Here is a 3,951-nt window from a genome sequence, read left to right as displayed (position 1 = left end):
GATCTGCCGGCCGATGGTGAGGACCGGGTTCAGCGAGGTCATCGGCTCCTGGAAGATCATCGCGAGGTCCTTGCCCCGGATCTTCTGGAGTTCCTCGCGGGGTCGGCCGGGGCGGTACGGGCCGCAGGGCGGTCAATGCGGCGAGCACGGTCCGCCGGTGCTCCTCGTCGAGGCGGGCGGTGGTGCCGAGGGCGGCGTGGCCGGCCTCACGGGCGGCCAGCAGGAACAGCTGGGGCAGCAGATCGGTGGACCGGCGGGCCAGCCATCCGGCGCCCTCCGTGACGAGCAGCCGGGCGGAGGCCGCACGGCCGGGGCGGGGCAGCCGGGGCTCGGACCCGGGCGGCGCTCCGGTCGCCAGGCCGCGCGCGGTGAGCAGGCCGTGGAAGTCCGCCGCGACCTTGCGGTGTCCGCGTTCGGCGGGGTGGAGGCGGTCCGGGCTCCACAGCGAGCGGTCCGCCACCCAGGCGGGGTCGTGGGCGTGCAGGTGGACCGCCGCGTACCGGGCCGAGAGGTGGTGCACGACGGCGTTCACGCCCTGCTGGCGGCGCGCGAGCGGGCGGCCGAGCGTGGCGGGCAGTCCCAGGACGGCCCCCGGGTCCGGCAGACAGGCCGTCAGAAGTACGGCTCCGCCCGCCGCCAGCAGCGCGCAGACCTCGTCCATGCGGTGGGCGAGGCGGTCCAGGTCGAAGGGGTGGCGCAGGGTGTCGTTGGTGCCGAAGACGACGGCCGCGAGGTGCGGTCGGAACACGGCGGCGGCGGGCGCCTGGTGTTCGCGCACGTCGGCCGAGAGCGATCCGCTGACCGCGTAGTTGCGGAACTCCACGCCCCGGGAGCCGTCGTCGAGCGAGTCCGCGAGGAGTCCGGCCCACCCGCGCAGGTCCTGGGCCACCGGGTCGCCGACCCCCGCGGTGAACGAGTCGCCGAGTGCGGCGAACCGGAGCGGCCCGGGCGGGCCGCCCACTCTGCGGGGGACGTCGTCCCGGGCCGTGACGTCGGTGGGCGCGCTCATGCCCGGGCCTCCCGGGCCCCGTGACGGCGCGGTACGTCGTGCGCCTGGAGGAACGCGGCGACCGAGCGGTCCCAGCCGTAGGACTCGGCTCGTTCCCGTGCGGCGGTCCGGCGCTCCTTCTCGGGGCGGGCGAGCAGCTTCCGTACCGCGGCGGCGAACGCGTCGCCGGTGTCGGCGGCGGGCAGTCCGGCGCCGGCGACGACCTCGGGCAGCGCCGAAGTGGCGCTCGCCACCACCGGGGTGCCGCATGCGAGGGCCTCCAGCGCGGAGAGGCCGAAGGTCTCGGCCGGGCCGGGGGCGAGGACGAGGTCGGCGGAGGCCTGGAGGCCCGCCACCCGGTCGCGGGAGGCGATGTGGCCGACGAAGAGCACGGGCAGGCGTTCGGCCCTGGCGCGGCGCTCCAGAGCGGCCCGCTGCGGGCCGTCCCCGGCCACCACCAGGCTCGCCCGGACCTCGCCGTGCGCGCGCAGCGCGGCCAGGGTGTCCAGGGCGCGTCCGGGGCGCTTCTCCACGGAGAGCCGGGAGCAGAGCAGGAGGAGGACGTCCTGGCCCCGGAGCAGGCGGGCCCGCAGCCCGGGGTCGTGGCGTTCGGGGTGGCAGCGCAGCAGGTCGACGCCGAGGGGTGCGCGGACCACGTTGGTGGCGCCGGTCCGCAGGAACTCGCGGGCGGCCCACTCGGTGGTGCAGACGATCCGGGTGAAGGCGTGCGCGCTCAGGGTGTTGAGGCGGTCGGCGGCGATCCCGGCGGCGCGGTCCGGGACGCCCCAGGTACGCAGGACACCGTGGGCCGTCTCGTGGGAGACCATGACGGCCGGGACCCGGGCGCGGCGGGCCCACTCGCCGGTCCAGCGCAGGCTGGTGCGGTCGGAGACCTCCAGCCGGTCCGGACGCAGCTCCTCCAGCAGGGCGGTGAGCCGGCGCCGGCCCAGCAGGACGCGGTAGCCGCCGCGGCCGGGCAGCACCGGGCCGGGCAGGGTGATCACCCGTCCCGCCGGGGTGCGGTAGTCGGCGGCCTCGGCGCCGGGGACGACGAGGACGGGGTCGTGGCCGGCTTCGCGGTAGCCGCGGCCGAGTTCGTCGAGAGCGGTGCGCAGTCCGCCGGAGGCGGGGGTGACGAAGTTGGCGAGTCTGACGATCCGGAGCCCGTTCACGCGGCCACCGCCGTGCGGTCGCGCAGCACCTCGTCGTAGTGGTGCAGCAGCAGGTCGCCGACGGCTTCCCAGGTGCGGCCCCGCACCGTGTCGTGCCCGGCCCGTCCGTACGCGGCGGCACGCTCCGGGTCGGCGACGAGCGCCCGGACCGCGTCACGGACGGCCCCCGGGTCGAGCGGCGGGACCAGCAGTCCGGTGCGGCCGTGGTCGACGAGGTCGAGCGGTCCGCCCGCCGCGGGTGCGACGACCGGCAGTCCGGACGCCATGGCCTCCTGGACGGTCTGGCAGAAGGTCTCGTACGGGCCGGTGTGGACGAACAGATCCAGCGAGGCGTAGATCCGGGCGAGTTCGTCGCCGGTACGGCGGCCGAGGAAGACGGCTCCGGGAAGGGCCGCGCGCAGCGAGGTGCCGCTGGGGCCGTCGCCGACGACGACGACCTTGACACCGGGGACGCCGCAGGCGCCGGCGAGGATTTCGACGTGCTTCTCGGGTGCCAGGCGTCCGACGTACCCGACCAGGCGTTCGCCGTCCGGGGCGAGGGTCCGGCGCAGCCGCTCGTCACGCAGGCCGGGATGGAACCGTACGGTGTCGACGCCCCGGGGCCAGAGGTGGACGCGCGGCACGCCGTGCGCGACGAGGTCGCCCAATGCGGCGGTGGAGGGGGCGAGGGTGCGATCGGCGGCGGCATGGACGGTGCGCATGCGGCGCCACGCGGTCTGCTCGCCGGTCCTGAGATAGGCGCGGGCGTAGCCGGCGAGGTCGGTCTGGTAGACGGCCACGGTGGGCAGCCCGAGCCGTGCGGCGACGTTCATCCCGCGTGCGCCGAGCACGAACGGGCCTGCGAGGTGGACGAGTTGGGCGCGGTGGGCGGTGAGGGCGGCGGCCAGCCTGCGGCCGGGGAGCGCCACCCGGACCTGCGGGTAGCCGGGGAGCGGCAGGGAGGGGACGCGGACCACCGGACAGGGTGCGTCGGCGTCGAGGGCTTCCGCCGCGTCCGCGCCGGACGCGGCCGGCGCGATGACGAGCGGCTGGTGACCGCGGGCGGCGAGGTGCCGTGCGGTCTGCAGGGTGCAGTGGGCCACGCCGTTGATGTCCGGCGGGAAGGATTCGGTGACGATGACGACACGCATACGGGGGTTGTTCTCAGCCCGGGCGTGAGCGGGCCGACAAGGATCTGTCCGGCCGGATAACGTCCCGTGGCCGTTGTCACCCGTGCATGGCGCAGGTACCGGCGCGTGCACGGAGGGTGCCATCGCCCGGCGCATGCGCGAAGGGTGCCATCACCCGGCGGCACTCCGGCGCGGCGCGCGCCCCGGGGGGTCACCTTTTCCCCGGGGCGTCACCGCACTGTTCGACGCCGGGTCAGACGCCGGTCGCCTCGGGCTCGATGCGGCTGCGCACGGCGGTCTGCACCTCGGCCTCCTCGGCGGGGTCGGCGGCGAGGCGTCGCAGCCGCTCGGCGACGCGGACGTCCCCGGTCTCCGCGTGCAGCGCGGCGATCTCGCGGGTGGTCTCCTCGCAGTCCCACAGGCATTCGACGGCGAATCCGGTCGCGAAGGACGGGTCGGTGGCGGCGAGCGCGCGGGCGGCGCGGCCCCTCAGGTGCGAGGAGGGGGTCTCCCGGTAGACGTGGCGCAGGACGGGGGCGGCACAGGTGATGCCGAGGCGACCCGCTCCGTCGACCAGCGGTCCCAGCCTCAGGGTGTCGGGCCGGCCCGCGCGCACGGCCTCGCGCAGCGCGCCGAGGACGAGCGGGGCGTCGGCCGGTGCGCCCCGGCGGGCGAGGGTGCC

Annotated in this window: 3 protein-coding genes and 1 pseudogene; all 4 read right to left on the bottom strand. The window is 76.6% G+C overall.

Going from position 1 to position 3,951, the window contains the following annotated elements:
* On the bottom strand, window positions 1-1,009 hold a 1,009-nt coding region (locus tag ACWD3D_RS34350), incomplete at its 3' end, for an SGNH/GDSL hydrolase family protein (protein ID WP_451464617.1).
* Window positions 1,006-2,160 carry a glycosyltransferase gene (locus ACWD3D_RS34345; protein ID WP_451464616.1) on the bottom strand — a complete coding sequence of 385 codons (1,155 nt, stop codon included), beginning with the start codon at window positions 2,158-2,160 and terminating at the stop codon, window positions 1,006-1,008. The genes ACWD3D_RS34345 and ACWD3D_RS34350, both read right to left, overlap by 4 nt.
* Window positions 2,157-3,290 carry a glycosyltransferase family 4 protein gene (locus ACWD3D_RS34340; RefSeq protein ID WP_451464615.1) on the bottom strand — a complete coding sequence of 378 codons (1,134 nt, stop codon included), beginning with the start codon at window positions 3,288-3,290 and terminating at the stop codon, window positions 2,157-2,159. The genes ACWD3D_RS34345 and ACWD3D_RS34340 overlap by 4 nt, the downstream gene beginning before the upstream one ends.
* A 232-nt stretch (window positions 3,291-3,522) precedes the next feature.
* Window positions 3,523-3,951: pseudogene (locus ACWD3D_RS34335) on the bottom strand (HEAT repeat domain-containing protein); the annotation flags it as partial.

It is taken from the genome of Streptomyces sp. NPDC002690 (assembly GCF_053592415.1).
The sequence above is the reverse complement of the archived record's forward strand: the minus strand, read 5'-3'. Positions and strand labels throughout refer to the sequence as shown.

Bases quoted from the DNA above. Each gene is read 5' to 3' on its own strand.
- ACWD3D_RS34340 (WP_451464615.1), bottom strand. From the start codon at position 3,290: ATGCGTGTCGTCATCGTCACCGAATCCTTCCCGCCGGACATCAACGGC.